Consider the following 26,913-nt stretch of genomic DNA (forward strand, 5'->3'; position numbering starts at 1 on the left):
GCGTCGATCAGATCAATGCAATTCGTTCCAGGCCGACACGTAGGCCTTGGCCCGCTCCTCGACATCGGCAGCGCTCATGCCGGGTGTGAACAACCCGGAACCCAAACCAAAGCCCGACACACCGGCGTCGATGAACACCTGCATGTTGTCCGGCGTGATGCCACCCACCGGAATTAACGCGGTGCCCTTGGGCAGTACCGCAAGAAACGCCTTGACCACGGCCGGGCCCATTTGCTCGGCCGGGAACAGCTTCAGCACATCAGCGCCTTCAGCCAGCGCCGCAAACGCTTCGGTCGGTGTTGCGACACCCGGCGACAGGAACAAACCCGCAGCTTTAGCCGCGCGCAATACCTTGGGGTCGCTGTGGGGCATGACGATAACCTGTCCGCCCGCTTCTTTGACCAACGCCACTTGCTCCGGGGTCAACACCGTGCCGGCACCGATCAGGCAATCAGCAGGCAACGACTGACGCAGAATTCGGATGCTGTCGTAGGGTTGCGGCGAGTTGAGCGGCACCTCGATGACCCGAAAGCCGGCCTTGTACAACACCGCACCAATGGCGGCGGCTTCGTCTGGGCGCAAGCCACGAAGAATGGCTATCAAGCCGTTTTTAACCAATGCTTGTTTGAGCATGTCAGACCTCTGAAAAAGTGGGTTTGAGCAAGTTGGCCTGCACCGCCAACTGCCACAAACCGCGTTCGGTGGCCTGTTCGGCCAAGGTCACCTGAGCGAAACCGCAGGCAGCCAGCGCACGAGAATAGCGCGCGCAGAGCTGGGCATTGCCGATCAGGATGATGGGGGGAAGCCGTGTATCTAAAGCGTGGCGTCGTCGCTGTAAGGCGGCCAACGCGACCAATTCGTGACCGATCAACAGCCCCGACAGGTAATCAGGCTGGGCATCAGCACTCAGCTCACCGGTCAAGCCCAAGGTCCGGCAACTGAAGATGGTCGACAGCGGCCCGGCAGCGCCATCGTCTGACAGAGCAACCTCGACGCCTCGATCAAATGCGGCGCCGTCGAAGGTTTCGCTGATACGCATGGTGCGACCCAGGATGGTGTGGGTGCTGAGCGCTGCATACACCTCGCCGGTCATGAACGTATCGAAGTGCACGATGCAACCGTCAGCCACCTGGACCCATTTCGAATGGCTGCCCGGTAGGCCGATCAAGATTGATTGCTCTGGGGCTTGGATGGGCAAACTGGCGAGAATACCCAGCACTTGGGTTTCTTCGCCGCGCATTACATTGGGCAACGCCGATCGCTGCAACACACCGGGGACGATGTGGACGTCAACTCCGCGCGCACTGCGCACGGTTTGCAACGCAGCGCTGAGACCGGCGACATCCGCTGGCGTTTCGCGGTACACCGCTTCGCGCCAGCCTTGCGCGCTACCAACCATGCCGCAGGCGATAACCGGTGTTCCCGGCTGTGCGTCGAGCCAGTCACCACAGGCCTCGTCGAACGCCAGTTCAAATCCATTGGCACACATCACGCCCGCGATCAGTCGCGGCGTGGTGGGCAGTTGCATGATGCCTGCGCTCAGGAAGCGCTGGTCCAGCACTTGGCCGTGTTCGCCAAGTCGATAAGCACGAAGGGAGGTTGTTCCCCAGTCGAGCGCGATCAAATGCGCCTGCATCGCTTCACCTTTTATTGTTCGGGTAATGAAGGTGCCATTTGCGTGGCGAGATCGACTATAAACCCGAAACACAACATATCTCAATATGTAAATTCATATCCCATATATAGGGATAGTGCGAAGAAGTAATAGGTGCTCTACGCTGGCAGTGTCGGCACAGACTGAACATTCCAAGGATGAACCTGATGAAGCAATTTCAAGCATTGAATAGCCTTCGCGGCCTGTGTGCCTTAGCCATGGTCGTTCACCACTCTCATGTGCTGCAAAGCATCACTGAATGCCCGCTGTTCAAGACGGCCCATTACCTCGTCGAGTACTTTTTCGCGCTGAGCGGGTTTGTGTTGTATCAGCGCTATGCCCAGTCGTTGGGTTCGACGGCGCAACTGCGTCAGTTCATGGTCACGCGTACGTGCCGGGTGTATCCGTTGCACCTGTTCATGCTGCTGGTCTTTATAGGCTTCGAGTGTTTGAAGCTGATCCTTGAGCGCCGCGGCATTACCCTCAACAATGTCAGCTTTACCGGCGACCGGGCTGTCGGCGAGATTGTGCCCAACCTGTTGCTGATCCAAGCCTGGTGGCCGGGCTTCAACGCCCTGTCATTCAACTATCCATCGTGGATCGTCAGCGTCGGGTATTACGTATGCCTGCTGTTTGGCGGGGTCGCACTGATGTTGCCGCGACAATCGACCAAGGCCTATGGGGCGCTGGCTGTGCTGGCGGTACTTGGGCTGTATGTCGGCAATACACCGCTGGCGGACAACGTCTTACGCGGTGTGAGCTGTTTCTTTGCGGGGGGCATCACGTATCGGATTTATACCCGATTGCGCCCTCTGCGCTTGAGCCTATTAGTGGGCAGCGTGTTGGAGGTGATGATTCTTGGGCTGATTTACCTCGTCATGACCCGCAGCGAAACATCACAGGACGCCGCGCTGGCGATACTGTTCTGTGTGGCAGTCGGGGTCTTTGCGTTTGAGGCAGGTGCGATATCGTTACTGCTGCGCGGGCGTCTATTGGAGTGGCTTGGAGAGCGCTGGTTTTCGATCTACATGACCCACGCTGCAGTGATTTTCGTGACCACTGTCGCTGTGATGATGAGCGCTAAGCTCTCCGGTTTGTCGCTGATGATTGATCTACCGGGCACAGCGATACGTTACATCAGCACCGGCAGCGCGCTGCTGGATAACCTGCTGATCATGGTTGAGTTGATTGCGGTGCTGGGTGTATCAGCGCTGACCTACCGGTACATCGAACGGCCCGGCATAGCGCTGGGCAAGCGATGGAATACGTTGCGTGGCGATGAAAGGCTTGCCGACTGATCAGATCGTATTCTTCTGGAGCCAACGTGTTGGCGAAGGGCTTGACGCGGTGTATCACGTCAAACGCCTCGCCAACACGTTGGCTGCTACAGACGTTTAACCAAAATGAACAAAAAAACCGCGTCATTTTTAGACGCGGTTTTTTAAGCTTCGACTAAATCAACGCTCCAGCAAAATTCGCAGCATGCGACGTAGCGGTTCGGCTGCGCCCCAGAGCAATTGGTCGCCAACGGTAAACGCGCCCAGGTATTGCGACCCCATGTTCAGCTTGCGCAAACGTCCAACTGGAATGCTCATGGTGCCGGTCACTGCCGTCGGGCTCAGGTCTTGAATGCTGGCCTCCCGGTGGTTTGGCACCAGTTTCACCCAAGGGTTGTGCTGGCTGATCATGCCTTCGATGTCGGCAATCGGTACGTCTTTGTTCAGTTTGATGGTCAAAGCCTGGCTGTGGCAGCGCATGGAGCCGATGCGCACGCAAATACCGTCCACCGGAATCGGGCTCTTGAAGCGACCTAGAATCTTGTTGGTCTCAGCCTGGCCTTTCCATTCTTCACGGCTCTGACCGTTGGGCAGTTCCTTGTCGATCCACGGGATCAGGCTACCGGCCAATGGCACACCGAAGTTTTCCGTCGGGAACCCTTCGCTGCGCATGGCTTCAGCCACCTTGCGGTCAATGTCGAGGATAGCGCTGGCGGGATTCGCCAATTCGTCCGCCACCGAGGCGTGGGCGGCGCCCATCTGCTTGATCAGTTCACGCATGTTCTGCGCGCCAGCCCCGGAGGCCGCCTGATAGGTCATGACATTCATCCACTCGACCAGACCGGCTTCAAACAAGCCGCCCAAGCCCATCAACATCAAGCTGACGGTGCAGTTGCCGCCGATGTAATTCTTGGTTCCGGCATCCAGTTGCTGGTCAATGACCCGGCGGTTAACCGGGTCCAGCACGATCACGGCGTCATCCTGCATACGCAGGCTCGACGCGGCATCGATCCAGTAGCCCTTCCAGCCCGCTTCACGCAGCTTCGGAAATACTTCGTTGGTGTAGTCGCCACCCTGACAGGTCAGAACCACGTCAAGGGTTTTGAGTTCGTCGATGCTGTAAGCATCTTTGAGCGGTGCAGTATCCTTGCCCACAGCCGGGCCTTGGCCACCCACGTTGGACGTGGTGAAGAACACCGGTTCGATCAGATCAAAATCCTGCTCTTCCAGCATCCGCTGCATGAGCACGGAACCGACCATACCGCGCCAACCGATCAGACCTACACGTTTCATCGCAACTACACCCTTAACAAAAAGTGGGACGCTGCCGCCAAAGACTTTGGAGGCAGCGGGCCCGAGAGATTACAGATTCCGCAGCGCGGCGACTACTGCATCGCCCATTTCCTGTGTTCCAACCTTGGCGTTACCCGTAGACCAGATGTCACCGGTGCGCAAACCTTGGTCCAGAACCAGGCTCACAGCCTTCTCGATGGCATCGGCGGCGTCGTTCAGATTGAAGCTGTAACGCAACATCATTGATACCGACAGAATCGTCGCCAGCGGGTTGGCAATGCCCTGCCCGGCGATGTCCGGCGCCGAACCGTGACACGGCTCGTACATGCCCTTGTTGTTGATGTCCAGCGACGCCGACGGCAGCATGCCGATGGAACCGGTGAGCATCGACGCCTGATCGGACAAGATGTCGCCAAACATGTTTTCGGTGACGATCACGTCGAACTGTTTCGGCGCCTTGACCAATTGCATGGCAGCGTTGTCGACGTACATGTGGCTCAACTCAACGTCAGGGTAATCCTTCGCAACTTCTTCGACCACTTCACGCCACAACTGGCTGGCTTCAAGCACGTTGGCTTTGTCCACTGAACACAGCTTTTTGCTGCGCAGACGCGCCATGTCGAAACCTGCACGGGCAATACGACGGATCTCACTCTCGCTGTACGGCAGCGTGTTGTAGCCTTCGCGCTCGCCATTATCGAGGGTTCGGATGCCGCGTGGGGCGCCGAAATAGATACCACCGGTCAGTTCGCGAACGATGAGGATATCCAGCCCCGACACCACTTCTGGCTTCAAGGTCGAAGCCTCAGCGAGTTGCGGGTACAGAATGGCCGGACGCAGGTTAGCGAACAGCTTCAATTGCGAACGGATTTTCAACAGGCCTTTTTCCGGGCGAATCGAACGGTCCAGCTTGTCCCATTTCGGTCCACCCACCGCGCCGAGCAATACGGCGTCAGCTGCGTGAGCACGGGCCAGGGTTTCATCCGCCAATGGCACGCCGTGCTTATCGATGGCTGAACCGCCAATCAGATCGTGACTGAGTTCAAAACCCAGCTGATATTTGTCATTGGCCAGTTCCAGCACCTTAACCGCCTCAGCCATGATTTCAGGACCGATGCCATCACCCGGGAGAATCAGAATCTGCTTGCTCATGGTTTCCTCAATTCTTTATAAAACGTAAACGAACCTCTGTAGGAACCAACTTGTTGGCGAAGCGGCGTATCTGATACACCGCGTTGTACGCCTCGCCAACACGTTGGCTCCTACAGGTACGATCAGTCGCGAAACAACCAAGGCTGGCTAGCCCGGTGCTTGCCTTCAAAACTGGCAATCGCATCGGCGTCCATCAAGGTCAGGCCGATGTCATCCAAACCGTTGAGCAGACAATGTTTACGGAACGCATCGACTTCAAAGCTCAACACTTTACCGTCTGGACGGGTCACCGTCTGCGCTTCCAGATCAATGCTCAGTTGATAACCCGGATTGGCGTCGACTTGCTCGAACAATTCATCGACTTCTACATCGCTCAGAATGATCGGCAACAGGCCATTCTTGAAGCTGTTGTTGAAGAAGATATCGGCATAACTCGGCGCGATGACGCTGCAAAAGCCATATTCTTCCAGCGCCCACGGCGCGTGCTCACGGCTGGAGCCGCAACCGAAGTTCTCACGGGCGAGCAATACGCTCGCCCCTTGATAACGTTCGTGGTTGAGCACGAAATCCTTATTCAACGGACGCTTGGAGTTGTCTTGATACGGTTGCCCGATGTCCAGATAACGCCACTCATCAAACAGGTTGGGGCCAAAACCGGTGCGCCGGATCGACTTCAGAAACTGCTTGGGAATGATCTGATCGGTGTCAACGTTGGCACGATCCAAAGGAGCGACAAGGCCGGTGTGCTGAGTAAATGCTTTCATGCTGGGCTCCTCAGTGTTGGATCAAGTTGCGAACGTCGACGAATCGACCGTTAATCGCCGCCGCTGCGGCCATGGCCGGGCTGACCAGGTGCGTACGACCACCCGCGCCTTGACGGCCTTCGAAGTTGCGGTTGGAGGTAGACGCGCAATGCTCGCCGGATTCCAAACGGTCCGGGTTCATCGCCAGGCACATGGAACAGCCCGGTTCACGCCACTCGAAACCGGCTTCGATGAAGATCTTGTCCAGCCCTTCTTTCTCAGCCTGCGCTTTAACCAGACCTGAACCTGGCACCACGATCGCTTGCTTGATGGTCGAGGCGACTTTGTTGCCTTTGGCAATGTCGGCCGCAGCGCGCAAGTCTTCGATTCGCGAGTTGGTGCAAGAACCGATGAACACCCGATCCAACTGGATATCGGTGATCGCCTGATTGGCTTTCAAACCCATGTATTTCAGAGCACGTTCAATGGAGCCGCGTTTGACCAAATCAGCTTCTTGAGCCGGGTCAGGCACGTTTTGATCCACCGCCAAGACCATTTCCGGGGATGTGCCCCAGCTGACTTGTGGCTTGATCTGGGTAGCGTCGAGTTTAACCACGGTGTCGAACGTCGCATCCGTGTCGGACACCAAGTCTTTCCAGGCTTCAACCGCCAAGTCCCACTCTGCGCCTTTCGGGGCAAATGGACGACCTTTCACGTACGCAACGGTCTTTTCATCGGCGGCGACCAGACCCACACGGGCGCCGGCTTCGATGGACATGTTGCAGATGGTCATGCGGCCTTCAACCGACAAGTCGCGGATGGCGCTACCGGCGAACTCAATGGCGTGGCCATTGCCGCCGGCGGTGCCGATTTTGCCGATGATCGCCAGCACGACGTCTTTAGCGGTCACGCCAAACGGCAATGTGCCTTCGACCGAGACCAGCATATTTTTCATTTTCTTGGCCACCAGGCACTGAGTGGCGAGCACGTGCTCGACCTCCGAGGTACCGATACCGTGGGCCAAGGCACCGAACGCGCCGTGGGTGGAGGTGTGCGAATCGCCGCAGACCACGGTCATGCCTGGCAAGGTCGCGCCCTGCTCGGGACCGATCACATGAACGATACCCTGACGTGGGTCATTCATCTTGAATTCAGTAATGCCATATTCGTCGCAGTTGTCATCCAAGGTCTGGACCTGCAGGCGCGACACTTGGTCAACGATGGCTTCGATCCCGCCCAGGCGGTCCGGAGTAGTCGGCACGTTGTGGTCTACGGTGGCGATGTTGGCGTCGATCCGCCAAGGTGCGCGCTTGGCCAACCGAAGCCCTTCAAAGGCTTGCGGCGAGGTCACTTCATGAATGATGTGACGGTCGATATAAATCAGCGCCGAACCATCATCGCGCTGTTTAACCACGTGCGATTCCCAAAGCTTGTCGTAGAGCGTTTTGCCGGCCATCAGACGTTTCCTCATCAGCGGTCTATCTATGCCAATCACCCGCGCCCCGATTTTTTAACCGGTTAACACAATGACCTCGTGGCTTGTGAGGTGAATCCTATGGGGTATGATTAAATAACTCAAATTCATATTTTTTATGCTTTGGATAACTTACTGGAATACGACGATGGACTTGGCCAACCTCAATGCTTTTATCGCGATTGCCGAGACCGGTGGTTTCTCCACGGCAGGCGAGCGCTTGCACCTCACCCAGCCCGCCATCAGTAAGCGTATTGCCGGTCTGGAACAGCAACTTAACGTCAGGCTGTTCGACCGCTTGGGCCGGGAGGTCAGCTTGACCGAAGCCGGTCGGGCGCTGCTGCCAAGGGCCTATCAAATTCTCAGCGTGCTTGACGACACCCGTCGTGCGCTGACTAACCTGACCGGCGAAGTCAGCGGGCGCCTCACATTGGCCACCAGCCACCACATCGGCCTGCACCGTCTGCCGCCACTATTGCGCGAGTTCACCCGACGCTATCCCGAGGTGGCGCTGGACATCCAGTTTCTCGACTCGGAAGTGGCCTACGACGAAATCCTCCATGGTCGCGCAGAGCTGGCGGTGATTACCTTGGCACCGCAACCCCATGCGCTGATGAAAGCCGTGCTGGTCTGGGATGACCCGCTGGATTTTGTTGCTGCCCCGGAGCACCCGCTGGTCAACAATGGCCCTGTCGGTCTGACCGACGTCGCGCGTTATCCGGCAGTGTTTCCCGGCGAAAATACCTTTACTCACCACATCGTCAGCCGCTTGTGCGAAGCTCAAGGATTGAAACCGAATATTGCCATGAGCACCAACTATATGGAGACCATCAAGATGATGGTTTCCATCGGTTTGGCGTGGAGTGTGCTGCCACGCACCATGCTCGACAATCAGGTGGCGCGCATTCCGTTACCGGGTATACAACTGACGCGCCAGTTAGGCTATATCGTCCACACCGAGCGTACGTTGTCCAACGCTGCCAGGGCATTCATGGCGTTGTTGGACGCACAAATCATTGCCCCTGACGCCAGCATTCTTCGGGCTGAAGGGGACCACTTGTTCGCCGCGCCTCAAGGTTTGTTGAACGATGCCCAAGACAGCTGACAGCTTGCCCTTCCTTGCACTCAGTCGGTCCACTGAACTCAGCGGACCAGAACGACGCTTTGCGACTCTGTATAACCTCAGTCCCAACGTCGTACTCCTGACACGTCTGGACGATGGGTTGATTTGCGAGGCCAATCGCTATTTCGAAAGTTTGCTGGGCTGGCAGATTAAAGCGGTTCTGGGCCGCACGACCGTTGACATCGGCTTGTGGACCGAGCCAGCTCAGCGCTTGCAAATATTGCGGCTGATCGAAGGCGAACCCAAACCTGTCAGCCTTGAAGTTCAGTTCAACGCCAGCAATGGTCGCACCCACGACGGCACGCTCTGCGTACAGAAAATCGAGCTGGACGGCTGCGCTTATATTCTCAGTACCTTTCTCGACACCACCGAGCACAAGCGTGCCGAACAGGCGCTCAAGGACAGTCAGGAGCGCCTGGACCTGGCGCTGGATTCTGCACAACTGGGCACCTGGGACTGGCACATCCCCTCAGGCATGCTCTATGGATCGGCACGCTCAGCGGCGTTACACGGCATGCCGGCCGAACCCTTTCATGAATCATTTGATGCATTTTTTGACGGCGTTTCCGGCGAGGACCGTGACAACATGCGCCAAGCGTATCGCAGCTTGCGCGAAGGTCCTGCGGGCAACTACCAAGTCACCTACCGCATCCAACTGGCGGACGGTACCTCCCGTTTTCTCGAAAGCCGCGCCCGCCTGCACCGCGACGCCAAAGGTGAGCCCTTGCGCATGGCGGGCACCTTGCTGGACATCACCGAGCAGGTTGAGCGCGAACAGCGCCTGATCAGCTCCGAAGAAAAGTTTGCCAGCCTGTTTCAAGCCAGCCCCGACCCGGTCTGCGTCACCCAATTCGATACCGGTGAGTTCATCGAGATCAATCCCAGCTTCTCCCACACGTTTGGCTGGAAAGCGGATGAAGTCATCGGCCTGAACGTCAAGGACATCGAGTTTTGGGCCGACCCGCTAAAACGTGTGAAGCGCAACCAGCAAATTGTCCGTGACAAAGGCCTGGATAATTTCGAAGTGCTGTTGCGGCACAAGGACGGCGAACAGCTGACTTGTGTCATTTCCAGTCGCTTGATCGTGGTGGACGAACAGCAGTGCATTGTCACTAGCCTGCGTGATGTCACCCAGCAACGACGGGATGAAGCCGCGCTCAAGGCCAGTGAAGAGAAATTCGCCAAAGCATTTCACTTAAGCCCCGACGCGATCACCATCACCGAGCGTGATTCGGGTCGCTACCTTGAGGTTAATGATGGTTTCTACCGACTCACCGGTTACGACAGCGACTATGTAGTGGGCCGCACCGCGTTCGAAATTGGCATCTGGGCTGACCAGTTGCAGCGCAACCTGATCATCAATGATTTGCAGGAACACGGTCGGGTGCATCACCGGGAAATGCTCGCGCGCAATAAAAAAGGCGAGGTGTTGACGGTTGAAGTGTCAGTGGAACCGATCACGTTGAACGATACCGCGTGCCTGCTGATGACCACCCGCGACGTCAGCCAGTTGAAGAACGCCCAAGCGCAGATTCAGCATCTGGCCTACCACGACCCCCTCACCGACCTGCCCAACCGTGCGTTCTTGATGGAACGTCTAAGTGAACAAATCGAGGTACTCAAACGCCAAAACCTGCGTGGTGCTTTGCTGTTTCTTGACCTTGATCACTTCAAGCACATCAACGACTCCCTCGGTCATCCGGTGGGCGACAGCGTATTGAAGATTGTCACCGCACGGCTGGAGGCCAGTGTGCGCATGGAAGACACCGTTGCGCGCCTGGGCGGTGATGAGTTTGTAGTGCTACTCGGCGGCCTGAAAGGTTCCCGGGCCGAGGTTACTTATCAGGTACGCAAGCTTGCCGACACCTTGCGCGAGTTGCTCGCCCAACCGATGTTTCTCGACGGCCAGCGTCTGCAGGTGACGCCGAGCATCGGCGTGGCACTGATCCCGGACCACGGCGAAACCCCGGCTGACTTGCTCAAACGTGCGGACATTGCGCTGTATCGGGCCAAGGATTCGGGCCGCAACACGACGCAACTGTTCCACAGCACTATGCAAAAAGCCGCCAGCGACCGTCTACGCCTGGAAAACGATCTGCGCCTGGCCTTGGCGCGCGGCGAATTCAGCTTGCATTACCAGCCGCAGGTAGATGCCAGGGACGACCGTATCGTCGGTGCCGAAGCATTACTGCGCTGGCATCATCCGCAAATGGGCGCCATGTCTCCGACGCAATTCATCCGAGTGCTGGAAGACAGCGGGATGATCCTGGAAGTCGGCAGTTGGATTCTCGACGAAGCCTGCAAAGTGGGCGGCGAGTTGTTGCACAAAGCGCTGATCGATTCGAATTTCAGCATGTGCGTCAACATCAGCCCCCGACAGTTTCGCCAGAGTGATTTCGTCGAACGCGTTGAGCGTAGCCTTCGAATCCACCACTTCCCTGCCCGCCTGCTGAAGCTGGAAATCACCGAAGGCATCGTGATCCAGAATGTGGAAGACACTATCGCCAAGATGCGCCGCCTGAAAAAAATGGGCGTCACCTTTGCCATGGACGACTTCGGGACCGGGTATTCGTCCTTGACGTACCTCAAGCGGCTGCCGGTGGATGCGCTGAAGATCGATCAATCCTTCGTCCGCGACGCCACGACCGACCCCAATGACGCCGAAATCATCCGCGCCATCGTCGCCATGGCGCAAAGTTTGAATTTGGTGGTGATTGCCGAAGGCGTGGAAAAACCCGAGCAGTTGCGGTTTCTGGAACAACTGGGCTGTCACTTGTATCAGGGGTATCTATTTAGTGAGCCGCTGCCCCTGGAGGGTTTTGTAGGGTTATTGAGCGTGGATCAAGGGTTGTGAACCGCCAACCTGTGGGAGCAGGCTTGCCTGCGAAGAGGCCGGTAATCGCGATACTGATGTCGACCTGAAACCTGGGTCGCTTGCAATGACGCTTTCGTTGGCAAGCCAACTTCCACAGAGACTTCGCCAGACACGGAACAGTAGGCACTGAATATCTGATCGCAGCCTTCTGCAGCTCCTTGAATCTGTGCAGCGCAAAAAACCGTGGGACCGAATTTATTCGGGAAGGCTTTTCTTCTGACACGCTGCAGCCTCAAGCTAAACAAAGTGCAGCCCAGCTTGTTGCGCGACAGCGCAGCGTCGAAGACGTGGCGGACCCTCCTATAGGGCATATGCCGTTCACCTAAGCGCTCAAGCCGCTTCGCGGTGCCTGAAACCAATCAACTGCCCGATGCGCTGGCAATCGGTTTCGCGGCGCAGGGTATTGAACAGTTCGGTGGCTTCGGGATAGCTTTTGGTCAACAGGGCTAGCCATTGCTTCAAACGGCCGGGCGCTTGAATAGGGGTCATTTTTTCCAGCGCGTGCAGCCAGAACACGTGCACGATGGGCAGCAGTTCTGGCCAGGTCATCTCGACTACTTCTTCGCCCGCTTCGGCCGCTGCGATCTGCCGCGCCAGGTCTGGACGTGCCACCAGCCCGCGGCCGATCATGATGTCTCGGGCGCCACAGATTTCACGGCAGCGTCGCCAGTCTTCAACGGTCCAGATTTCGCCATTGGCAACCACCGGCACGTTAACCACGTCCTGGATGCGAGCGATCCATTCCCAATGCGCAGGCGGTTTATAGCCGTCGACCTTGGTCCGTGCATGCACCACGATTTGCTCGGCACCGCCGTCGGCCAACGCCCGCGCGCAATCCAACGCCCCCTCTGGACTCTCGTAACCGAGGCGCATTTTGGCGGTCACCGGGATGTGCGCAGGCACCGCCCGCCTTACATGCTCGACAATCCGGTGCAGCAACTCAGGCTCTTTGAGCAGGATGGCGCCGCCACGGGAGCGATTGACGGTTTTGGCTGGGCAGCCGAAGTTCAGGTCCATAACCGGCGCACCAAGTTCGCAAGCGAACGCGGCATTCTCGGCCAGGCATACCGGGTCGGAACCGAGCAATTGCAGGCGTAACGGTACGCCAGCGTCGGTTTTCGCGCCCTTGTGCAGCTCAGAAGCGTATTTGTAGAAGTAGTGAGCGGGCATCAAGCGTTCGGACACGCGGATGAACTCGGTCACGCACCAGTCGATGCCGCCGACCTGGGTCAGCACATCGCGCAGGATGTCATCGACCAAACCCTCCATGGGCGCCAAAGCAATTTGCATGGGTCACACTCGAAAAAAGTCCGGCAGTTTACGGGGCGGTTCCCGGATTGGAAACGTTTATGCGCTGCCGACTTTATGCGGGAGGGTTTATCAGCGCGGGCCCGTAGCCTTCAATGAACTCCGCAGGCATGCGCTTGGGCTTGCCGGTGGACAACTCAATACAGACAAACGTGGTCTGAGCGCGCAGCAAGGTCACGCCATCGCTGGGACGCTTGAGCTGAAATCGGCGGGTCATTTTCAGGCGCTGGTCTGAGCTGACAATCCAGGTCGCCAGTTGCAGTTCGTCGTCTTCATAGGCGCTGGTCAGGTAATCGATTTCGTGGCGGACCACGGCCATTGCACGGTCGATTCGCCGGTATTCGGCCAGGTCCAGGCCAAGCTGCTGCGAATGCCGCCACGCGCAACGCTCAAGCCAAGTGACGTACACCGCATTATTGGCGTGCCCCAGCCCATCGATATCGTCGGACGTCACTCTCAAGTCGATGACGAATGGCGTAACCAGATCCCAACTCATGCTCGCTCCTTCCTGCTTACCATTGGCGGCAAGTCACTGGCGAGCAGTGTAACGGAAGGTCGGGTCAATGGGCGCGGGACTGTCAGAGGACGGCAGATTTAGCGGCGCGCAGCACCCGATCCGACAGGTCGCCGGGACCCAGCGCGCGAGCCAGCGCCAGACCACCGAGCATCAACGCCAGGTCAGCAAGCGCGGTGTTGGCTTCTTCAGGGCTGGACGACAATTGAGCCGTCATCAGCTCCACGTGCTCAGCCAGGGCTTCGCGGAAGCTGTCAGGCAAACGCGTCAACTCGCCCACAGTGGCCGGTAACGGACAGGCTTGCTCACTAGCATCTCGGTGTTTGCGCGACAGGTAGAACGCCGCCAGCAACGCTCGACGCTGCTCGCCCGGCAAGTCTGCGCTGATGGCGTCCAGCGCATCACGGCGGCGCGACAGTAACTGGCTAAACACCTCCAGCATCATGGCGTCTTTGCTTTCGAAGTGCGCGTAGAAACCGCCGACGGTCAAGCCTGCTGCGCCCATCACTTCGCTAACGCTAGGTTCGATGGGGCCTCGCATAATCATGGCTGAGCTGGCTGCTTGAAGGATGCGGTCGCGGGTTTGAGCTTTCTTATCGTTCATGTCGCCTCCTGATATTACGCAAAGAATATTATTTGCATAATAATGTTGGCAAGCCGAATTTTTCGCCGCTGGTCGGGCACCGGAGAAGCGAAGGCCAAAAGAGGAATAAAAGCGGCACAAAAACAAAAGGGTCATTCAATAATTGAATGACCCTTGGTCCCGTAGAACGGGAAAATCGTGGCGTCCCCTAGGGGACTCGAACCCCTGTTACCGCCGTGAAAGGGCGGTGTCCTAGGCCACTAGACGAAGGGGACGCAAAACCTTCTATACACATGACCAGCCTGAGGCTGGTCGATCCAAGGTTTGTGTGGCCAAACCTCGAACCGTACAAATTGGTGGAGCTAAACGGGATCGAACCGTTGACCTCTTGCATGCCATGCAAGCGCTCTCCCAGCTGAGCTATAGCCCCAAATTTATCGCCTTGCGGCGGAGCAGCTCTTCACAGCTGCTTCTTGAAACTGGCGTCCCCTAGGGGACTCGAACCCCTGTTACCGCCGTGAAAGGGCGGTGTCCTAGGCCACTAGACGAAGGGGACTTAACCTTCTATGTAACGTGATCAGGACTGAGCCCTTGATCGATTCAGGGTCGGTGTGGCCAAACCTTGAAATGTACAAATTGGTGGAGCTAAACGGGATCGAACCGTTGACCTCTTGCATGCCATGCAAGCGCTCTCCCAGCTGAGCTATAGCCCCACGTTGTGGACGGGGCGCATGTTAAGCGCGAGTAACTAACCTGTCAAATTTATTTTCAACAAAAATCAATGGTTTTCGTCGGCATAACAATCACTTACCACTTTACCCCCTGAATCCGGGGACACGCTGGCCACTGTGCGCCCTCCTCCAGGCGGACACAATGGCCAGCAATCTTGACGGACAGTCTTAGACAATGGCCGCCAGCAGCTTTTCCCACTCTTTGTTTTCTTTCTTCGAAACGCCACCCAGCAAGTCTATGGCCTGTCGCAGACGGAAGCGCGTCAAGTCTGGGCCGAGGATTTCCATGGCATCAGTCACTGACACCGAGTTGGCCTGCCCGGTAATCGACGCAAACATCAGCGGCATGGCATCGCGCAGCTTCAACTCCAGGTGTTCAACCACCGATTGAATGCTGGCGGTGATGGCGTCTTTGTTCCACTGGCGCAAGATTTCCAGTTTCCACAAAATCAGTTGCATCAGCTGACGGACTTGATCAGGCGACAACTTTTTGTGCTCGAACAACTTGGCGTCCGGCTGAACACCACCGGCGAAGAAGAAACTGGCCAACGGCGCAACTTGGCTAAAGGTTTCAACGCGCCCCTGTACATGGGGTGCGATTTTCATCATGTACTCGGGATTCAGCGCCCAAGTCTGTAAACGGCTGGCAAACTCTTCAACCGGTAACTCACGCAGCCATTGGCCGTTAAGCCACGACAGTTTTTCGATGTCAAAAATCGGTCCGCCCAGGGACACACGGGAAAGGTCAAAGTTATCGACCATCTCCTGCAGCGAGAACTTCTCGCGCTCGTCCGGCATCGACCAACCCATACGGCCCAGGTAGTTAAGCATCGCTTCAGGCATGAAACCCATGCGCTCGTAGAACGTTACCGAGGTCGGGTTCTTGCGTTTGGACAACTTGCTCTTGTCCGGGTTACGCAGCAGCGGCATATAGCACAACTGCGGTTGTTCCCAGCCGAAATATTCGTAAAGCAGGATCAATTTAGGTGCTGATGGCAGCCACTCTTCGCCACGTAAAACGTGGGTGATACCCATCAGGTGATCGTCGACCACGTTGGCCAGGAAGTACGTCGGCAAGCCGTCGGTCTTCATCAGCACTTGCATGTCCATGCGGTCCCACGGAATCTCAACGTCGCCGCGCAACATATCTGGCACCACGCAGATGCCTACGCTCGGCACTTTCATGCGAATGACGTGGGGTTCGCCAGCATCCAGACGACGCTGCACTTCTTCTTTTGAAAGCAACAGTGCGCGACCGTCGTAACGCGGGGTTTCGCCTTTGGCCATTTGCTCGGCGCGCATCTGATCCAGCTCTTCAGCGGTGCAGAAACACGGGAACGCGTAACCCAGCTCTACCAGCTGTTTGGCGTACTGCTGATAGATCTCGCCGCGCTCACTCTGCCGATACGGGCCATGCGGACCGCCCACGTCCGGGCCTTCGCTCCACTCGATACCCAACCAGCGCAGCGCATCGAAAATCTGCTGCTCTGACTCTCGGGTCGAGCGCAGTTGATCGGTGTCTTCAATGCGCAGGATGAATTCGCCGCCATGCTGCTTGGCAAAGCAATAGTTGAACAATGCGATGTAAGCAGTGCCAACGTGGGGGTCGCCGGTGGGCGATGGCGCGATTCGGGTGCGGACGGTGGTCATTGAAAATCTCGAATAGGTCGAACAAGCGGCGAATGTTAACAGGCGCATCCCCACGGCTCCAGCACGGGGCGGCAATCACTCCCCCGTGAAACACCCGATAGGGCATAACGGACTAAATGAATACCGGAACATCAACGCGAGCCATTATTAAGGTGAATGGCTATATGCCAGATATAAACACTGATAAATTCGCCTACATTTCAACTAATTCAGACGCCCATGCCTGCCCAACTTAAACGCCGCCTGTTCGTGTTTTTCACGATTGTTCTGCTGATAGCCCTCGCCTTTTTTGCCCAGTGGTACTTCAGGGGGCGCTTCTATGAAACCACCGACAACGCCTATGTTCAGGGTGAGATAACCCGCATTTCCAGCCAACTGGGCGCCCGGGTCGAAGAGGTCCTGGTTCAGGACAACCAGCACGTCGAGAAAGGCCAGTTGTTGATCCGCCTTGACGCCGCCGACTTCCATATGGCCGTGGACCGCGCGCAAGCCATGCTCGCCACGCATGAAGCCGAACGTATTCAAGCGCAAAGCAAACTGACCCAACAAGGCAGCCTGATCGCGTCAGTTGAAGCCCAGGTCGCCGCGAGCCAAGCGACCTTAGGCCGTACGCAGCTCGATTTGAATCGGGCGCAAACCCTGCGCAAATCCGGTTACATCTCAGAAGAGCGGGTGACCACGCTGTCTGCTGATAGCCATATAGCTCGCTCCCAAGTCACCAAAGCTCAGGCCGACGTACAAGGCCAACGTCAGCAAGTGGTCGCTTTGGGTGCTGAAACCAAGCGCTTGGACGCACAAATCTCCAACGCCAAAACCGACTTGGCTCAAGCCGAACTCAATCTGCAACGCAGTGAAATACATGCGCCCCTTAGCGGCATGATCGGTCAACGTGGCGCGCGCAATGGGCAATACGTGCAGGTCGGTGCATATTTGCTGTCCATCGTGCCGGACACTGACATCTGGGTGCAGGCCAACTTCAAGGAAACCCAGATCGGACACATGCAGCCAGGCCAACCCGCCGAGCTGACGTTTGACGCCTATCCCGACACGCCCATCAAAGGCAAGGTCGAAAGCCTGTTCGCTGCTTCCGGCGCGCAATTCAGCCTGCTGCCGCCAGACAACGCTACCGGCAACTTCACCAAAGTCGTACAGCGCATTCCGGTGAAGCTGACCTTCGCCGCCGACAACCCTCTGCACGGCAAAATCCGCCCTGGCATGTCAGTGACGGTTAAAGTCAAAGTCAAAACCGACGGCGCTGACAGTGGCCGGTGATCAACTGATCAGTCCCGTTGGCGAACCGAGCCGACGGGACTGGATCGCGGTCATGAGCGTGATGCTCGGCGCGTTCATGGCGGTGCTGGACATTCAGATCACCAATTCATCGCTCAAGGACATTCAAGGCGCATTGTCGGCGACGCTGGAAGAAGGCTCGTGGATTTCGACTTCTTATCTGGTGGCGGAAATCATCATGATTCCGCTGACCGCCTGGCTGGTGCAACTGCTCTCGGCGCGGCGCTTGGCGGTGTGGGTGTCCTGTGGTTTCTTGGTGGCGTCGATGCTCTGTTCGATGGCCTGGAGCCTGAACAGCATGATCGTGTTTCGTGCGTTGCAAGGCTTCACCGGCGGTGCGTTGATCCCGCTGGCGTTCACCATGACCCTGATCAAACTGCCGGTCCACCACCGCGCCAAGGGCATGGCGCTGTTTGCGATGACGGCGACTTTTGCCCCTTCCATCGGGCCGACGCTGGGTGGCTGGCTGACGGAAAACTACGGCTGGGAATACATTTTCTACATCAACATCCCGCCCGGCTTGCTGATGATTGCCGGCTTGCTCTACGGCCTGGAAAAGAAAGCGTCGCATTGGGAGCTGCTTAAAAGCACTGACTATTTAGGTATCGCCACACTGGCCGTGGGGTTGGGGTGTTTGCAGGTATTTCTCGAAGAAGGCCATCGCGAAGATTGGCTCGAATCCAACCTGATCGTGGGCTTGGGTAGTATTGCGCTGATCAGCTTGCTCACGTTCGTCATCGTGCAACTGTCCAAACCGGCACCGCTGATCAATTTGAGGATTTTGGGCGAACGCAATTTCGGCCTGTCGAGTATTTCCAGCGTCGGCATGGGCGTTGGTCTGTACGGCTCGATTTATTTACTGCCGCTGTACCTCGCGCAAATCCAAGGCTACAACTCGCAGCAGATCGGCGAAGTGATCATGTGGATGGGGATTCCGCAGCTTTTCTTGATCCCGCTGGTGCCGCAACTGATGAAAGTCATGCCGCCGAAACTGCTCTGCGCGGCGGGCTTCGGGCTGTTTGGTTTTGCCAGTTTCGCCTCAGGTGTGCTTAACCTGGACTTCTCCGGCCCGCAATTCAATCACGTGCAACTGATCCGCGCCCTAGGGCAACCGATGATCATGGTCACCATCTCGTTGATCGCCACGGTGTACATCCAACCCAAAGACGCGGGTTCGGCTTCCAGCTTGTTCAACATCCTGCGCAACCTCGGCGGCGCCATCGGTATCGCCTTGCTGTCGACCCTGCTCGATGCGCGAACCAAGGTGTATTTCGATTACTTGCGTGAGGCCATAGTGCCGAGCAACCCGCAAGTCGCCGAGCGGATCGCCCTGTTCACCGACAAGCTGGGCAACGAAACCGCCGCCTTGGGCAAACTCAGTGAAATCGCCCACCAGCAGGCGACGATCATGGCGTACAACGATGCGTTCCATTTCGTCGGCATCGCGCTGGCGGTGAGCATGATTGCGGTGCTGCTGACCAAGGCCTTGCCGGTCGGCGTCAAGGGCGGCGCGGCGCATTGACACAGAGGGCAGGATAAAATCAGCTTGCCTTGATCCATATCAAGAGGTCCACTGAAGATTGGCGGCACAATAATGGCACCTTGCCTTTATCTATTCAGCTAATCAAAAGAAGACCTCTCATGGGCGCCTGGCTTAGCAATGTTTCCCTGAAATACAAATTCTGGGCCGTCAACGCGGTGGCCTTTTTCACCACCCTGACGCTGGTGTTGTACGCCTTGCAGCTTGAGCAGCACGCCCGGGTCAATGCGGCGCAATACTCAGCACAGGCGCAAGCGCGCTTGCTTGGCAGTTGGCCCGGCACGCAGCCGCTGCCGGCCATCAGTAACCTGTTGAGTTTTGCCCAGGGTCAAGCACCCAGCCTCAATAGCCAGCCACTCACTGAATTGGCTAACGCCAGCGGCTGGGTGGATTTGAGCGCTCAGAACAAAGGCGACGAAACCCTTATCGGCGCCGAAGTCATCGCCCGACCTGATGGGCAACGTGTTGCCGTACTGGCCTTCGCGCCAAGCCTGATACAGGTTCTGTTCGAACGTTTGGCGCAGTACGCCGTCGCGGTGTGCATCCTGACCATCGTGATGCTGGCTGCGTCACAGTTGCTGATCCGCTTTCTGCTGAGCCAACTCGACACCCTCAAGGACGTCATGCTCCACGTCGAGAAAACCGGTGATTTGTCTGCTCGCGTGCCGTTGGTAGGCGACGATGAGGTCGGGCAAATGGCCAAGGCGTTCAATGCCATGCAGGCCGGTTATCAGCGAGTGGTCAATATCGTTGCCAAAACCGCCGCCCGCCTTGATGAAGGTGCGGTCAAGCTGGCGGCGGGCATGAGCGAAGTGCGCCACGGCATGCTCGGTCAACAGAGCGAAACCGACCAAGTCGCAACCGCCATCAATGAAATGACCTCCACCGTCTACCACATCGCCCAGCACGCCGGGTCTACCCGAGATCAGTCGCAAACGGCTGATACCTTGGCAGGAACCGGCAAGGACGTGGTTCAGCGGGTGCAGGTGTCCATCGCCGGACTCTCCAGCGGCGTGCAACAAACCGCTGAAATGATCCGGCAATTGGCCGATGACAGTCAGAAAATCAACGGCGTGGTCAACGTCATTCACAGCATCGCCGAACAAACCAATCTGCTGGCGCTCAACGCGGCCATCGAAGCGGCGCGCGCGGGTGAGATGGGCCGCGGATTTGCCGTGGTCGCGGATGAAGTGCGCAACTTGGCGAAACGCGTGCAAAGCTCCACCGATGAAATCACCAAGATGGTCGCAGCACTGCAGGCTGGGACCCGGGACGCCGTGGACTTCATGCAGGAAAGCTCGTTCAAGGCCGACGATTGCGTGCAACACGCCAAAGAAGCCGGCGAAGCGCTGGCAGCGATTACGAATGCAGTGGCCCAAATGCGCGAAAGCAATACCCTGATCGCCGAAGCCGCCCAAGAACAAAGCCAGGTCGCGGAAGAAATGAACCGCGCCGTGGTCAGTATCCGCGACGTCACCGAACAGACCGTGCAGCAAACCGTAGAATCAGCCACCACCAGCGGTGAACTGGCCACACTGGCCGGTGAACTGAGTCGGGCGATTGGTCAGCTTAAGTTGTGATGACGGGCGGTGTACCTGATACACCGCCCGGCCTGGGCCTCTTCGCAGGCAACCCTGCTCCCACAGTGCGCAGGCGTGAGTCTTTCGGTGCCGATGAAATCCCCTGCGCCTTACCGACTTCGCAGACTTCGGCAGCCCCTACAGTTGTCCGGTGTTTTGCTGCGCGACAGCACGGCGTCGAAGGCGTGGCGGATCTCTATCCAGCAACACTATCAACGCCATAGCCAACCTCGATTCGCCGCTCCGGTACCCCAAGCCTATTCTTCAAACATTGAATTAATGCTTGAAGAGGCCCTTACCATGAGCAAATTATTAGCAACTATCGGACACTCCGGTGCTTACACCGACAGCGCGTTACGGGTTCTTGCCTTGCCGCTGTCCATCGTCGCCGGATTGCTGTTGGTGGATGGTTTTCTTGAGTCGAGCCTGCCATCGGTGGCCATTGGTGTTATTGCACTGGTCGCGGCAAAGGCGTTTAGCCAAACACCGTTACCGTCTGACGACTGATCGCCACCAACTCACCGCTTGGGGTCCACAGCGCGGCGGCGGTGTGACCGTAACCGTCGCGGGCATGCTCAATCACTGCGCGGTACATGCACCAGTCATGGGTATTCAACTTCGGCAACGGCTGCACGAACTCGATGGTCCAGGTCAGTGAGCTTCCGGGCGCCGGCTTGCTCAAATGTGGCAACAGCGCAGGCGGCCAGGTATCGACCAATGCCAATAAGTGGGTTTCGGTCAGGGGCTCGTTTTTGACATCCCCGCGCAACCGTACGTAACCACCGATTTCCCGGGAGGGCGTATTGCTGAACGGAAGTCCCCCCAATCCCCAACGCATACTCATGAAGCGTAGGTACTCCGGGGTGATTCCGGGGATAAACGGTAACTCCAGACACTCATCCACTGACTTCAGCGTCGGCGCCGGATCGGCCTGAACCGAAATTGCCGATACCCGAGGCGCACCAAAGCTGCCCTGAATAAGGGTCATGACCTGGTCACCCTGCATCGCGCGGCCCAGCACTTGGCTGACGGCTTTGCCCTCGCGCAATACCTCGACCTCAAAACTGATGGGGACGCCGGGCGCAGCGGGCCCGACAAAGGTCAGCGCCAGCGAACGAACCGGCCGATCTGCCGGCACCTTGGCGCGCATCGCTTCAAACTGCAACGCCGCCATGAGCCCGCCGAAACAGGCCCGACCTTGGGCCCACTCAGCAGGAATAACGACTGAAAGAGGGTTGTCACGTACAGCGTCAACCAGGTCGGAAAAACTCATGCAAACCTCATGTCTGGTAAACCGGCGAAAGAACATTGCCCGAATCTTAACCAGCACGGTGCCCCTGCGCAGAGTTCATTTACGCCAAACTGACGCCTGAAAAGGATTTATTTTTTGAAACATGCCTTACCCAGACGCTCCAACGCCCGGTCTGCATTGGTCTCAGCGGTCTCGATGTCCCGTTCCCAACCCGGCACGCAACGCAGCAGGTCAGTGTGCTCCTGAGCTTGCGCTAGCCACTGCAAATGATCGTGCCAGTCGCCCAAGGCGGTTTGCGCTTCTTTAAGCCGCTTTTGCGTGGTTTGGCTGGTTTTATCCAGCTCGGGATAGGCCTCGGCGGCGTAACGCACGCGCTTGATCAGCAAACGCAGACGATGGCGATCATGAGCCGGGTCATCAATCGTCTGATGCAGTTTCTTCCACTGCTTGTTCAAGCGAGTTTCGATGCGCTTTTTCAGGTCGTGCAGCAGTCCTTGATGCTGCGAAGCCCGAAGGAAACGCGGAAAGGCATCCAGCACGCTGAACAATTGATTCAGTTGCGCCGACGATGCAACCCCCAAATACGCGTCGCTTAACGAACGACTGCGCTGACGAGCCGCTTCGGCCATGCCCCGTTGCTCCAAATAGCCGACCAACACCTCGCGGTCGCGCAACGGCGTGGTCAGTTGGCCGACCGCTTTGGCTGCCGTTTCAAGCTGCTCGACGCCGGGCAAACCGTTCAACGGTCGTAGCAGGCTGCGCAGGCGCCTCACGTTGATGCGCAAATCATGCAGCGCTTCACTGTCAGTTTCAGCGGAAAGCCGCGCTTGGCAGGCCATCAATTTCACATCAAGGCCCAGCAGTCGCGCGACCAGACGATCAACCAATGCAGACATTTATTCCTCCTCGATTAACTTGATAGTAGAAAACCGCCACGGTAGAACTCGCCGAAGCCGCCTTAAATGGCGTTTTAACACCGTCAGCGAGCGGCGCTGACCGGCATAGCGTAGCGCTTCAAACTCAGTCGCGAACGCCAGAATCAAAACGGCATGGGCCGGAAACCGTAGCGCTGCTCGCTGTGAAAATGCCTGGGCGCCCTCCGCGTCTCTTCGCTGCAGACCGTGGCGCCCCAGTAGCCGTTCAAAGGTTTTGAATACACGCAGTTGCGGGTCGTTTTCTCGCCGCCAAGGCTTGAACAACCACAGCGAGAATAAGCCAATGATCACTGCCCCGCCGGCAAAAAACACGGCGCCCTCAAACCCGGCAAACCAGCGGCTGAATAACTGAACCTGTTGCTGCCCTTGATAACCCAGCACCCAGCGCTGCCACCCATAGTTGAGGTTATCCCAGCTCGTGCGGAACGAATTGAGCCAAGGCAAGTTTCGGTATCGCAGCGCAGATAACGGCGAGTCAGCCAGGAACGCTTCGTCCGCTGCCAACGCTTGCTCCAGGCCCTGTTCGATGCGCTGCGGGGCCACAGCGGCCGTGGGGTCGACGCTGCGCCAGCCGATTCCCGGCCGCCAGTATTCAACCCAGGCATGAGCATCGAATTGACGCACGCTGAGGTAGTGACCGTCCGGGTTTAATTCACCGCCCTGGTACCCCGCCACGACCCGTGCCGGAATCCCGGCCGCGCGCAAAACGAAGGTCATGGCGCCCGCGTAGTGGGCGCAGAAACCGCTGCGACTGTTGAAAAGGAAGTCATCGATGGTGTCAGCGCCCAGGATCGGCGGCTTGAGGGTGTAGTGATAAGGCTCGTCGCTGAAATGCGCCAACATCGCCTCCACCAGCGCATCCACCTGCGGGTAGCGCCGATTCAGGTCTGCGGCCCAGGCTCGCGCCTGCGGGTTGCCATGGGCAGGGAGTTGCAGGTTTTGCCGTTGGGTCGCCTCGCTTAGCTGCGGTTCGCGCACGGCGTCGGGCCAGGAGTGAACGCTGTACAACAGGGTTTGCTCAACCGGGTGTTGACGCTGCAGGCGAAAATCATTCATCTGGCGCACTTCAGCCAAGTTGGTTTCGGCGATATCCAGCGCCGCAAGCCATGGCCGACCGCTGGGCTCCATGACAATGCTGTAACGCCGTTCATCACCGCGCTTTTGCCAATCCGGGCGTTCAATGCGCATCGCTCTGCCGGACTGAGACCACCGCCGACCGTCGAACTGTTCAAGGGTCAGTGCGCGCCAATACAGCTGATTTTGCGCAGGCATCGGCCCTTCAAAGCTGGCCCGAAACACCAACGCCGGCGAACGGCTCAGTTCGGCCATATCCCCCGGAGCCATATTGTCGGACAGCCCGGTCACGCCCTTGTTACTGGGTTGTGGCAACGACCACAACGGTTCCAGTCGAGGAAAGAACAGAAACAACAACAGCATCAATGGCACGGCCTGCAGCATCAGCTTTGCCGCTAGTTTCAGCGCGTCAGACGGTTTGCTCATTGAGGTTGTCTGCTGCAGGCCAATCAACCCCGCCAACAGCATGCTCACCGGCAATAACGAATACAGACCCCACGGCAAGCCGTCTTCAAAGAGGTAACCCACCGCCACACAAAAAAAGCCGAGAAAAATCAACACCAACGCATCGCGGCGGCTGCCCATTTCCAGGGTTTTCAAGATGAAGGCCCCCAGCAGCAATGAAGCCCCGGCATCCAGCCCGACCAAACTGCCCCTAGACAAAAACACCCCCGCGATGGTCGCCAGGAACAACACCAACTTGAGCAAGGTGCCTGGAAATTCCGCACGCATGCGCATCACTTGGACCCGCCACGCGGTACAGCCCAACCAAAGGCCAATCATCCAGAACGGTAAATGCGCCAAAAACGGCACGGTGACCAAAGCCTGCGCCAGTAACAGCCAGATCAGGCTGGCACGGGGAATCGGCAGGCTCAGGTTCATTGCTGACCACCGGAGGACGTGCCAAACAACGCCAGCGCTTGCAAACAAGCTTCGCGGTGCTCGTTGCCACTGCTCGATGCCAACAGAAAACCCGGCAGGCGCAGGGCGAACGGTTGCCGGCGCTGGGACAGCTCCAGCACCCAATAGCACAAGCGCGACAGGCGCTCTTCGATGTCACCGCCCAATGCCATAAAATCCAGGCACAGGTCGTGGCCGCTAACATCGGTAAAGTCTTTGATCAACAGCCCTTGGCCACGGGAATAAGCCTTCCAGTGCAAGCGTCGCCGGGAATCGCCCGACTGATAGGGTTTTAGCCCTTGGTAATCATCGACCCCCGGCCCTTGGGTGGCCGCGCCTTGATCCTCTGCGTGGGGCTGTGCGCCTTTCAACAGCGGCATCGTGCCCGCCAAGGGTCGTGGGTAGATCAACACTGACTGCTGCAAGTCCAGCCAGCTCCAGGCGCGGAAGATACTCAGGGGAAATACGCTCTCGACCCGCAACCGGGGCGCCCGCAACCAGCCTCGGACCAGCGCGGGCAAATCGATATCGATTTCTGCCAGGCCGGCGCTGGGCACATCCAACGCCTGCAAGTGCTTCGCGTCCCAGCCCAGCGCAATCGCCTGATGGGAGCGTTTGGTACTTTCCAGACGCAGGCGTAGCAGAAGGGGCTCACCGACGAACACCGAACGCGCGGAGCCGGCACTGAGCACCAAACCACTGAGGTTGCGGAAGGTGTGCAGGATCGTCAGGATCGCCACCGACATCAGCAGGAAGGTCAAACCGTACGCCAGACTGTTTTGATAGTTGATCGCTACCAACAACATCAGAACCAGCACCAGTGCGAAGGTCGCCCCGGTGCGGGTGGGCATGATGAAGATTCGGCGGTGATTCAACTCAACGCGGGACGCGGGCGGTATTCGCCGCGCCAGCCAGCGTTGCCAAAACGGTTTGAGCGGATCCATCACAGCACGGGCACCTCACGCAGTAGCCATTGCACTAACAGCCCACCACCATGCCCGGTGGGATCGGATCGCTCACGCAATCGATGGCCGACCACCGAGGGCAGCACCGCTTGCACATCTTCCGGGATGACGTAATCCCGGTCCGCCAATAACGCCCAGGCCCGAGCCGCGGCGAGAATCGCCAAACTCGCCCTGGGCGACAAGCCCCAGGCAAACTGCGCCTGACTGCGGGTAGCGTCCACCAGCCGCAAGATGTAATCGACCAACGCATCACTGGCGCGCACGCGTCGGACCAAGGTTTGCAATGCGGCTAATTCAGCGTGGTTGAGGATGGCCTGCACACGGGGCAGCAAATCCCGCCGGGGCTCGCCCTGCAACAATGCCTTCTCGGCTGCCTTTGCTGGATAGCCCAACGACAAACGCATCAAAAACCGGTCGAGCTGTGATTCCGGCAACGCAAAGGTTCCACCCTGACTGAAGGGGTTCTGCGTGGCGATCACAAAAAACGGATCAGGCAGCGGACGGGTTGCGCCCTCAATGGTGACTTGGCCCTCTTCCATGGCTTCGAGCAACGCGCTTTGGCTTTTCGGCGTGGCCCGGTTGATTTCATCGGCCAGCACCAGCTCGGCGAAAATCGGCCCTGGGTGAAAGGTAAATTGCCCGGTGTCACGATCAAACACTGACGTGCCCAGAATGTCACCCGGCAACAGGTCCGAGGTGAACTGAATCCGTTGAAAACTCAGGCCCAGAACCTTGGCCAGCGTATGGCTGAGGGTCGTCTTGCCCATGCCGGGCAAGTCTTCGATCAGTAAATGCCCGCCGGCCAACAGGCAGGTCAGGGCCAAACGCACCTGCGCGTCCTTGCCCAGCACCACTTCATTGACGGCGTTGAGGCATGCGTCGAGTTTACTGCCCATTAAAAAGCCTCCCCCGCCAGATAAGCAGCCACTGTAAGGTCAGTGCAGCGACTTTAACCAGACCCCACAACACAAAAGCCACCGAGTGCAGATTGCGCTCGGTG

At 57.8% G+C, this 26,913-nt stretch carries 21 protein-coding genes, 4 tRNA genes and 1 pseudogene; 7 read left to right on the top strand and 19 right to left on the bottom strand.

The window, feature by feature from the left end; genetic code table 11:
- Positions 1–12: 12 nt before the first annotated feature.
- Both RHM65_RS21205 and RHM65_RS21210 read right to left on the bottom strand, forming a co-directional pair.
- Entirely contained in the window at positions 13–633 is a 621-nt protein-coding gene (locus tag RHM65_RS21205; protein WP_322169183.1) for a 2-dehydro-3-deoxy-6-phosphogalactonate aldolase, read from the bottom strand.
- Position 634: 1 nt separating this feature from the next.
- Positions 635–1,636, bottom strand: coding sequence for a 2-dehydro-3-deoxygalactonokinase (locus tag RHM65_RS21210; protein ID WP_322169180.1), 1,002 nt, complete (start codon positions 1,634–1,636; stop codon positions 635–637).
- A gap of 185 nt (positions 1,637–1,821) precedes the next feature.
- On the opposite strand from RHM65_RS21210, the gene RHM65_RS21215 reads away from it, so the two are divergent.
- Positions 1,822–2,952, top strand: a complete 1,131-nt coding sequence (locus RHM65_RS21215; RefSeq protein ID WP_322169178.1) for an acyltransferase — start codon at positions 1,822–1,824, stop codon at positions 2,950–2,952.
- 159 nt (positions 2,953–3,111) lie between these two features.
- Here the strand turns inward: RHM65_RS21215 and asd are convergent, their stop codons facing one another.
- From asd to leuC, 4 genes are all read right to left on the bottom strand, one after another.
- Complete coding sequence (gene asd / locus RHM65_RS21220) at positions 3,112–4,224, bottom strand: aspartate-semialdehyde dehydrogenase (protein ID WP_322169176.1); 1,113 nt, start codon at positions 4,222–4,224, stop codon at positions 3,112–3,114.
- A 69-nt stretch (positions 4,225–4,293) separates the two neighbouring features.
- Positions 4,294–5,376: a 3-isopropylmalate dehydrogenase gene (gene leuB, locus RHM65_RS21225; RefSeq protein ID WP_322169173.1), complete on the bottom strand. Its 1,083-nt coding sequence runs from the start codon at positions 5,374–5,376 to the stop codon at positions 4,294–4,296.
- A 122-nt stretch (positions 5,377–5,498) separates the two neighbouring features.
- Positions 5,499–6,140 carry a 3-isopropylmalate dehydratase small subunit gene (gene leuD, locus RHM65_RS21230; protein WP_322169170.1) on the bottom strand — a complete coding sequence of 214 codons (642 nt, stop codon included), beginning with the start codon at positions 6,138–6,140 and terminating at the stop codon, positions 5,499–5,501.
- Between the two features lie 10 nt (positions 6,141–6,150).
- Positions 6,151–7,575 (bottom strand): 3-isopropylmalate dehydratase large subunit, encoded by a 1,425-nt coding sequence (gene leuC, locus RHM65_RS21235; RefSeq protein WP_322169168.1) that lies wholly within the window; start codon positions 7,573–7,575, stop codon positions 6,151–6,153.
- Between the two features lie 166 nt (positions 7,576–7,741).
- Here leuC and RHM65_RS21240 point away from each other — a divergent pair, with 166 nt between their 5' ends.
- Positions 7,742–8,698 (top strand): LysR family transcriptional regulator, encoded by a 957-nt coding sequence (locus tag RHM65_RS21240; RefSeq protein WP_322169165.1) that lies wholly within the window; start codon positions 7,742–7,744, stop codon positions 8,696–8,698.
- A 37-nt stretch (positions 8,699–8,735) separates the two neighbouring features.
- Positions 8,736–11,570, top strand: a pseudogene (locus RHM65_RS21245) (EAL domain-containing protein); the annotation flags it as partial.
- 351 nt (positions 11,571–11,921) lie between these two features.
- On the opposite strand, the gene RHM65_RS21250 reads toward RHM65_RS21245, so the two are convergent.
- The 8 genes from RHM65_RS21250 to gltX form a co-directional block, all read right to left on the bottom strand.
- Positions 11,922–12,881 (bottom strand): tRNA dihydrouridine synthase, encoded by a 960-nt coding sequence (locus tag RHM65_RS21250; RefSeq protein ID WP_322169161.1) that lies wholly within the window; start codon positions 12,879–12,881, stop codon positions 11,922–11,924.
- A gap of 73 nt (positions 12,882–12,954) precedes the next feature.
- Positions 12,955–13,395, bottom strand: coding sequence for a thioesterase family protein (locus tag RHM65_RS21255; RefSeq protein WP_322169158.1), 441 nt, complete (start codon positions 13,393–13,395; stop codon positions 12,955–12,957).
- Positions 13,396–13,477: 82 nt separating this feature from the next.
- Entirely contained in the window at positions 13,478–14,017 is a 540-nt protein-coding gene (locus tag RHM65_RS21260; RefSeq protein WP_322169155.1) for a TetR/AcrR family transcriptional regulator, read from the bottom strand.
- A gap of 178 nt (positions 14,018–14,195) precedes the next feature.
- Positions 14,196–14,271 (bottom strand) — tRNA-Glu (locus tag RHM65_RS21265).
- A 79-nt stretch (positions 14,272–14,350) separates the two neighbouring features.
- Positions 14,351–14,426, bottom strand: a tRNA-Ala gene (locus tag RHM65_RS21270).
- Positions 14,427–14,476: 50 nt separating this feature from the next.
- A tRNA-Glu gene (locus tag RHM65_RS21275) sits at positions 14,477–14,552 on the bottom strand.
- Positions 14,553–14,633: 81 nt separating this feature from the next.
- Positions 14,634–14,709 (bottom strand) — tRNA-Ala (locus RHM65_RS21280).
- Between the two features lie 186 nt (positions 14,710–14,895).
- Positions 14,896–16,377 (bottom strand): glutamate--tRNA ligase, encoded by a 1,482-nt coding sequence (gene gltX / locus RHM65_RS21285; protein WP_322169152.1) that lies wholly within the window; start codon positions 16,375–16,377, stop codon positions 14,896–14,898.
- 219 nt (positions 16,378–16,596) lie between these two features.
- Here gltX and RHM65_RS21290 point away from each other — a divergent pair, with 219 nt between their 5' ends.
- The 4 genes from RHM65_RS21290 (at position 16,597) to RHM65_RS21305 (ending at position 21,294) form a co-directional block, all read left to right on the top strand.
- A complete protein-coding gene (locus tag RHM65_RS21290) occupies positions 16,597–17,649 on the top strand; it encodes an HlyD family secretion protein (protein ID WP_322169149.1) in 1,053 nt (350 codons plus the stop codon).
- Positions 17,650–17,701: 52 nt separating this feature from the next.
- Positions 17,702–19,189 carry an MDR family MFS transporter gene (locus tag RHM65_RS21295; protein WP_322170872.1) on the top strand — a complete coding sequence of 496 codons (1,488 nt, stop codon included), beginning with the start codon at positions 17,702–17,704 and terminating at the stop codon, positions 19,187–19,189.
- Between the two features lie 119 nt (positions 19,190–19,308).
- A complete protein-coding gene (locus tag RHM65_RS21300) occupies positions 19,309–20,787 on the top strand; it encodes a methyl-accepting chemotaxis protein (protein ID WP_322169147.1) in 1,479 nt (492 codons plus the stop codon).
- 300 nt (positions 20,788–21,087) lie between these two features.
- Positions 21,088–21,294, top strand: a complete 207-nt coding sequence (locus tag RHM65_RS21305) for a hypothetical protein (RefSeq protein WP_322169143.1) — start codon at positions 21,088–21,090, stop codon at positions 21,292–21,294.
- Here the strand turns inward: RHM65_RS21305 and RHM65_RS21310 are convergent.
- The 5 genes from RHM65_RS21310 to RHM65_RS21330 all read right to left on the bottom strand — a co-directional run bounded on the left by RHM65_RS21310 (position 21,263) and on the right by RHM65_RS21330 (position 26,809).
- The gene (locus tag RHM65_RS21310) at positions 21,263–22,060 is read right to left on the bottom strand and encodes a thioesterase family protein (RefSeq protein WP_322169140.1); all 798 of its coding nucleotides are present in this window, start codon (positions 22,058–22,060) and stop codon (positions 21,263–21,265) included. The two genes, RHM65_RS21305 and RHM65_RS21310, sit on opposite strands and share 32 nt — an antisense overlap.
- 107 nt (positions 22,061–22,167) lie before the next feature.
- Positions 22,168–22,935, bottom strand: coding sequence for a CHAD domain-containing protein (locus tag RHM65_RS21315; protein WP_322169137.1), 768 nt, complete (start codon positions 22,933–22,935; stop codon positions 22,168–22,170).
- Positions 22,936–24,930, bottom strand: a complete 1,995-nt coding sequence (locus tag RHM65_RS21320) for a DUF3488 and transglutaminase-like domain-containing protein (protein ID WP_322169134.1) — start codon at positions 24,928–24,930, stop codon at positions 22,936–22,938.
- Positions 24,927–25,892 (bottom strand): DUF58 domain-containing protein, encoded by a 966-nt coding sequence (locus RHM65_RS21325; protein ID WP_416194767.1) that lies wholly within the window; start codon positions 25,890–25,892, stop codon positions 24,927–24,929. Before RHM65_RS21325 ends, RHM65_RS21320 begins: the two co-directional genes overlap by 4 nt.
- Complete coding sequence (locus RHM65_RS21330) at positions 25,892–26,809, bottom strand: AAA family ATPase (RefSeq protein WP_322169129.1); 918 nt, start codon at positions 26,807–26,809, stop codon at positions 25,892–25,894. Before RHM65_RS21330 ends, RHM65_RS21325 begins: the two co-directional genes overlap by 1 nt.
- Positions 26,810–26,913 lie beyond the last annotated feature (104 nt).

The sequence above is a fragment of the Pseudomonas sp. CCI4.2 genome (genome assembly GCF_034350045.1).
Classification (GTDB): Bacteria; Pseudomonadota; Gammaproteobacteria; order Pseudomonadales; family Pseudomonadaceae; genus Aquipseudomonas.